Raw genomic sequence first — 6391 nt, forward strand, 5'->3', positions numbered from 1 at the left:
GATCCGAGAACCGATCAACCCCCGACGACTTCACCTGACCCGGCCTTGGCACAACCCACCCAACGACCAGAACCCACCAAAGTCACCGGTATTGGACCTAGCCCTGGCCGCGCTCATCAGCCCGCCGAGGCCCAGGCAGCCCAGCATCAGGGCAAACAGCGACCACACGATCTTCATGACGTCCCCCCACGCGTGCAGCGTCAGGGCGACAACGTAGAACCCCTTTCTCGCCACCTCAAGTGCACGAAGAGCCCGTAGCGGATCACCGGTCGGGCGCTTGTGTGGTGCACGTGGTGGGGGGTGGCTCGTAGGCTGATGGTGCTCGGGGCCTGCTGCGGAGGTTCGTCATGCCCCGAACGATCTGGTCCGGCGCCATCAGCTTCGGCCTGGTCAGCCTGCTTATCTAGATCTGGCGACCATTTACGCAGGTCAGTCGCCTTCCCTTTGAGAAGGGACGTAAGGTCAGTGGCGTCAACGACGAAGGTCAAGGCGGCGCGCGAAGGTGCTGTCGGTGGCTCATGAGACAGTCAGACCCATGCCGGGCACTGTGGGAGGGGTCGCGTGAAAGAGCTGCCTGAGATTGCAGGGCGTGACGAATTCGATGCCCTGATCATCCGGACCGACTATGGGGACGAGGCTGCATGGCAGGCGGTGGTCGCGGACCTGGCTCAGCCGTGGGGAGACGACGGCGAGTTTGAGCCCTCTGTTCACCTCGTCGACGATCCTGCCTGGGCCGATCGCACGCCCGATGAGGTCCTCAACGAGGCGAGGCGGGACGAGAACCTGAGCGTTGTGTTCCTCGCCGACCGGGTCACGATGCAGTCTGCCCATCGCGCGCTGCTCGCCCTCGACATCACCGAGGACGAAGAGGAAGACCTCGACCCGATGTACTACCAGGAGCTCATCGACTCCCCGCCGCCCCGAGAGTTCCGGACCGCCCCAGCCGGCGTCCACGACGTGCACGCAAATCTGTCGATCGCCAACATGGACTTCGCGGAGTTTGCCGAGGCGGCCTTCGCCGATCCCGACCGCATCTACCGGTCCTTCTGAACCAGCTACTGCTGATTCCCCTCGCGGATCATCTGCCGCAGGCTGGTGCGGGCGGCGGCCAGGTCTCGCTCAAGCTCCTGGACGTGATCGGCGAGTGGCCGGAGCCCGGCCAACTCGTGTTCGAGCTTCCTGTTGGCTTCGGTGAGTTCGGTGATCCTCTCGGTCAGTTTCCTGTTGCTGATCTGGTCGAGCTGATGTCCGAGCTGCTGCCGCATGGCGCCTCGAAGCTCGTCGCGTTCTGCGCGAAGTTCTTTGATCTCCTCGCGGGCCATGGCCAGGTCGGCGTGCAGGCTGGCGGGCCCTGCTTTGCGGCCTTGGACGGCTGCGGTGCCGGGAGCCTGTTCCTGCCGCTGAAGGGCTGCCTGGACGTGCTCGCGGACGCCTTCCGCATAGACGAGCCAGGTCGACACGTTCGCAGCGCGAGCGACGGCGGCGAAGGAGATCGGTTCACCGTCATCCAGCATGAGCCGGATGGTGTCCAGCACCCGTTGGCGTTTGAGGAGACTGGTATTCCGCCGGGATTCGGCGAGAACTTCAGCGGGAGTTCTGGCAGCCATCTCATCCTCCTGTCTTGGGGACCACAGTCAAGGGCAGGAGCTTGTGGTCGCCCCCGGCCCGGACGCGGCGAAGCACTGCGGCGGCGTCCTCCAACTCGGCCCGTTCGTCCTCGGGCAAGGCCGCCATCCGTTCGCGCATCTTCGCCGCGACGTCTTCGTACGAGGTGATCTGGGCGGTGAAGTTGTCGATGACGAAGCTCGCTGCGTCCATCGCCCGAGCCGTCTCGCGGTCGGCCCGCAGGCTGTTGGCGTGGTCCTCGATCGCGGGCAGGTAGGAAGGGTCTGGACGGTAGAATCCGCAGCCTGAGCACTGGAAGCGGATGGGGCATGCGTGTCCGCCGGCCTTGACGTTGGTCGGTTCGGTGCAGCCGCCGAACGGCACGGCCACCGACCGTTGTTCGTAGGCGGTCGACGAGCAGGGTGTCGCGGTTCCCTGCCGGTCGGTGACCATCAGGCTGAGTGTTTTGACCGCCTTGCGCTTGCGTTCCAGTGAGACCCGGTAGTAGCCCATGGTCGTTTTCGGATCGTCGTGATCCATGAGGTCTCTGAGCACGTCGATCGGGGTGCCGGCGTCGGCATGCCGCTGGGCGAAGGAGTGTCGGAACGCGTACGGATAGATCAGGGACCGGTCGAAGGGAATCACGTTTCCCTCGGCGTCCATGGCGTCACTGTTCAGCGTTTCCAGATCGTCCACCCAAGTCCGCATGCCCGCACTGAAGTTGTTGCTCATCAGGTGGTCCGAGCCTCCTGCGGAGGTGATCGCCGGGAACAGGTAGGGCTCGCTGACGCTCGGGGCCTCGGGCAAGCTGTCCCGAAGGGCCTGCCATTTTTCGATTGCCGCCACCGTGGATGACGTGATGGGCAGACGCCGCCGCATGCGGCGGCCTTTGTGGTTGTTCCAGATCAAGGACACTTCGTCACGTTCGCGTTCGAGGCAGTTGCGGGGGAGAGAGACCACTTCCAATGGGCGGCGGCCGGAGTCCCGCAGGACGACGTAGGCGGTCTGGAACATGGCTCTGACGTGTGCGGTGTCCATGGCCCCGTAGGTGACGCCGGTGCCCAGCGAGTCAAGTTGGGCGTCAAGTTGGCGGATGACATGTTCCGGAACCGCTTTGCCGAGCTCATCCTCGTTGGTGTCCTCATCCGGGATGCGCTGGGAGGGGCGGCGCATGAATGAACCGGGGGCGTCGAGCAGGTCGGCCAGGCGCCCGAAGTCGATCGACTGACAGAACGCGGTCCAAAGATCACCGCGGTATCCAGCGCCGTAGAGGCGACCGTCCTCGTCGACGGAGGCGGCGATCTCATCGAACGCAGCCTGCATGTGTGCGAAGTCCAAGGCGGTGGTGTCGATACCGCCGCCAGGAAGTCTATTCATGCCGTGACCTGCGATGACGCAGGCCCTGAGCCATCTCCTGAACGCTGGGCCCGTGGGCTTTTCAGCCTCGGCCCGTCGCTTCAGAACCTGGCGCAACCACGGCTGGGGGATGACCGTCAGATCGACACCGCCGAATTGTTTGCGCCGGCCCGAGCGGGTGGCACCCTTCAGCCCTGCCGCCCGCAGGTCGAAGTGGTCCTCGCCCCGCAGATCGTGGCCGCTGAAGGCGACATATCCCTGGTGCACCGACCAGGTCAGCTGACGCAGGACAGATCTATCGTTGGTGGTCCGCATCCTGTTCTTCAGGGTGTCGGCCGCCAGTAGCAGGCTCGTTGCCCCCGTGGCCAACGCCGCACTGACGATCGCCCGCATCGCAAACGGCTGCATGGTCGAGCCCAGCTCGTCTCGCTGCTGGATTCCGTGGGCGAGTTCCTGCCGAAGCGGTGACGGGAGCTGGACGAGGGAGAACTGGGCAGCGGTCAGCAAGGGAGGCTGTTCCGCTGCCCAGCGGCGAATTTGTGGTGTGTTGGCGGTTCCTTTATGGCCGGCCTCAAGCCACCGGCGCTGGTGATAGTTGCAGATGGGGCTTTTTTCGCTGATGCGCCGGTTCGGGCATCCGCCGACTGAGCACTCAGGAGGCGGGGGAAACGGGTCAATGCCGAAAGCGTCGACCCACTCAGCGATCGGGAGCCGCCGGCCGTGCCGGCGGCAATGGCGCCTCCACTTGTTGTAGTGGCCCTTGCAGAGCGTCACGCCGACGCTCACCCTGCCGCATCTCACCGAGTCACGGACAACTTCGCAAAGAGCCGGGTCGCTGCCGCGTGGCCGAGCCGAAGGAACGAACTGAGCTTCGAACTCCTCCCAGGCCAGTCCGCTCTTTTCCTGGGCGCGGGTGCAGCTGTGGCAACGGCCCCGGGAAGAGAGGATGGCCCGGCAACGCGGGGTTCGGCATCCCACTGCCGCTGTGCGGGAGCTGTTCAGGTCTCCCGTGAACAGCCAGAAGTCCTGATTCCACTCGCCCGGCCGCCAGGCAGCATCGATGTGCTCACCAAGCCAGTTCTGCCAGCCGACCCAGTCGATGCCCAGCGGCGTGACCGTCCGCTCGGCCGGGACGAGAACGGCCGTCATCGGACACCTGCCGCGACCCGCTCGACGGCCTCGCGCCGTTCCCGGTCGGTGGTGTGCAAATAGGGCTTGAGCGACCCGGGCCACTCGTGTCCGAGCAGCTCCTGGACGACATCCCGGGGAACCCCGGCCCTGATCCACTCGGTCGCCGCAGTGTGGCGGAGCATGTGAGGCCGAGCCACGATCTGGGCCCACTTTGCCAAGCGGTCGAAGAGCTGCTTGGCGTTCGGGTAGCTCATCGCCCGTCCCAGCGGCGCACGGAACAGGTTCACGAACACCATGTCGCTGTCGGCTGCCTCCGGTACCGTCTCACGTTCCCACTGATAGTCCCGGTAGTAACCGGCGACATCTGCGGTCACCGGGATCGCTCGGGACTTCCGGGACTTCGCCAGCGCATTATTGGCGTTGTCCCGCCGTCGGTGCACATGAACGTGAGGGCCATCGACGTGGCAACCCAGCTGGCGCGAGTCCGCCAAGAAATGCACATCGGCCCGCCGCAGGCCCAGCGTCTCGCCGATCCGCATACCGGTGGCCCGCATCAGCACGATCAGGAAGCGGTCACGGGCATTCCGGGCCATGCGGATCATCAACTCGACTTGCTCCGGTGTGAAGTACTCGATCCCCGGATCGGTCGTGGCGAACTTCAAGGTCCGCTCCGTGACGACCCTGGCGCCACCCCCCTCGCCTGCGGCCCCATCGGGCAAGAACCGCAAGAACTTCGGCTTGGCCAAGGACATGGCCACCTGCTCGGAGACCCAGCCCGGCCCGACACCGAACAGCAGGAACTGCGTCACTGTCCCCAGAACCGCATTGGCACTGCCGTCCTGCCGGAAGCGGATCACCGACCGGTTCCGGCGGCCCCGCGGCGGCAGAGGGACGCTCACCAGCCAATCCCGGAACCTCAGCAAGTTCTCGAAGCCTGGCTCCGACCACCGCAGCCCCCGCTCATCACACCAGGTCAGATACAGAGCCACCCGGCTCGCGTAGTTCCGCTCAGTGTTCACCGACCGGCCCAGACCACGGACCTGCTCCAAGAACGTGGTCGACTCACGATGCAGCCGGAAGCCCCCGTCGACGACCACCCAGGCCACCCGCGAGGAGCCTGGTACTTCAGCCTTCTCAGCTCGATAGATCACGTACGGACTAACGAGCCAAACACCACAGCGACCTATCAGATACCCATCAGCCACACAGACGAATGAGACCTGACCTCACGTCCCTCACACCCAAGAACGAGATCTAGATAACCGTGCCGATCCATGTCCAGTCCGCGACCGAGGATCACTCGGTGCGGTTCCACCAGTACCACCTCGCCGACATGGGCCGCGTCCGCGTCCGAAAGATCTGCGAGCTCGAAGACCGAGAGGTACAGCAGTCGGAGATCGGCAAGGGCTACGAGTACTCCAAAACACAGGTCATCCCCATCAGCGACGCCGAGCTGGCCAACCTGCCCCTGCCGACGGCGAAGGCCATAGAGATCGACGCGTTCGTGCCGCTGGAGACGATCGACCCCATCCGGCTCAGCGAGGGCTACTACCTCTCCCCCGACGGGCAGGTCGCCGCCAAGCCGTACAAGCTCCTGCGCCAGGCCCTCGCGCGCGCCTCGAAGGTCGCCGTCGCCAAGTGGGCATGGCACGGTCGCGAACGGCTGGGAATCCTCCGCGTCCGCGACGACGTCCTCGTCCTCCACCTCATGCGCTGGCCCGACGAAATCCGCGACCCAGCCGAGCTCGCCCCGCCGGCCGTCGACATCGACGACACGGAGATAGAGGGCGCGCTGGCGTTGATGGACACCATGAGCCGCGACGATCTCGAAGGCGAGGAGTTCCGCGACACGTACACGGAGGCCTTGGAGCAGATCATCGAAGCGAAACGCGAGGAGAAGCCCCTGCCGGAGGCGCCGGAGCCGGAGAAGCCGGGGAAGGTCCTGGACCTGATGGCCGCCCTGAACGCGTCCGTCGAGAAGGCGAAAGCGTCTAGGGGCGAGCACGCCGAGGTCCATGAGATGCCGAAGCAGAAGACCACGGCCAAGAAGACAGCGAAGAAGACGGCCGGCAAGAAGACCGCGGGCCGAAAGCCGAAGACCGCCTGAACCACTCCTCGCCCGCTCCCGTGTCACCCCTCCCGCACCCGCTCCCCACGCGCCGCCTCCAGAACCACCCCGGCGGGCCGCCAAGGGGGGTCGCGTGGGGACTGTCAAACGAGTGGTGTAACTGCGGTAGTTGAGGTTGCTGACGGGCCGCCGACAGGCGGCCGTCGAAGGTGATGTCGAAAGCGTTCAGGG

5 protein-coding genes are annotated in these 6391 nt (G+C 65.4%); 2 read left to right on the forward strand and 3 right to left on the reverse strand.

Going from position 1 to position 6391, the window contains the following annotated elements; translation table 11 throughout:
• Positions 1-561: 561 nt before the first annotated feature.
• Positions 562-1050, forward strand: a complete 489-nt coding sequence (locus ACF1A5_RS33655) for a DUF6924 domain-containing protein (RefSeq protein WP_392196643.1) — start codon at positions 562-564, stop codon at positions 1048-1050.
• 5 nt (positions 1051-1055) lie between these two features.
• Here ACF1A5_RS33655 and ACF1A5_RS33660 read toward each other — a convergent pair whose 3' ends face one another.
• From ACF1A5_RS33660 to ACF1A5_RS33670, 3 genes are read right to left on the reverse strand one after another with little or no spacing between them, the layout of a single operon-like run.
• Positions 1056-1607 carry a DUF6262 family protein gene (locus tag ACF1A5_RS33660; protein ID WP_392196644.1) on the reverse strand — a complete coding sequence of 184 codons (552 nt, stop codon included), beginning with the start codon at positions 1605-1607 and terminating at the stop codon, positions 1056-1058.
• A gap of 1 nt (position 1608) precedes the next feature.
• The gene (locus ACF1A5_RS33665) at positions 1609-4110 is read right to left on the reverse strand and encodes a tyrosine-type recombinase/integrase (protein WP_392196645.1); all 2502 of its coding nucleotides are present in this window, start codon (positions 4108-4110) and stop codon (positions 1609-1611) included.
• Positions 4107-5198: a tyrosine-type recombinase/integrase gene (locus ACF1A5_RS33670; protein WP_392196646.1), complete on the reverse strand. Its 1092-nt coding sequence runs from the start codon at positions 5196-5198 to the stop codon at positions 4107-4109. Before ACF1A5_RS33670 ends, ACF1A5_RS33665 begins: the two co-directional genes overlap by 4 nt.
• A 158-nt stretch (positions 5199-5356) precedes the next feature.
• On the opposite strand from ACF1A5_RS33670, the gene ACF1A5_RS33675 reads away from it, so the two are divergent.
• Positions 5357-6199 (forward strand): Ku protein, encoded by an 843-nt coding sequence (locus tag ACF1A5_RS33675; RefSeq protein WP_392196647.1) that lies wholly within the window; start codon positions 5357-5359, stop codon positions 6197-6199.
• The last annotated feature ends 192 nt before the right edge of the window (positions 6200-6391 follow it).

It is taken from the genome of Streptomyces sp. NPDC014864 (assembly GCF_043081525.1).
Classification (GTDB): domain Bacteria; phylum Actinomycetota; class Actinomycetes; order Streptomycetales; family Streptomycetaceae; genus Streptomyces.

Coding starts and splice junctions, on each gene's coding strand:
- ACF1A5_RS33660 (WP_392196644.1), bottom strand. CDS start 1,607: ATGGCTGCCAGAACTCCCGCTGAAGTTCTCGCCGAATCCCGGCGGAAT.
- ACF1A5_RS33665 (WP_392196645.1), bottom strand. CDS start 4,110: ATGACGGCCGTTCTCGTCCCGGCCGAGCGGACGGTCACGCCGCTGGGC.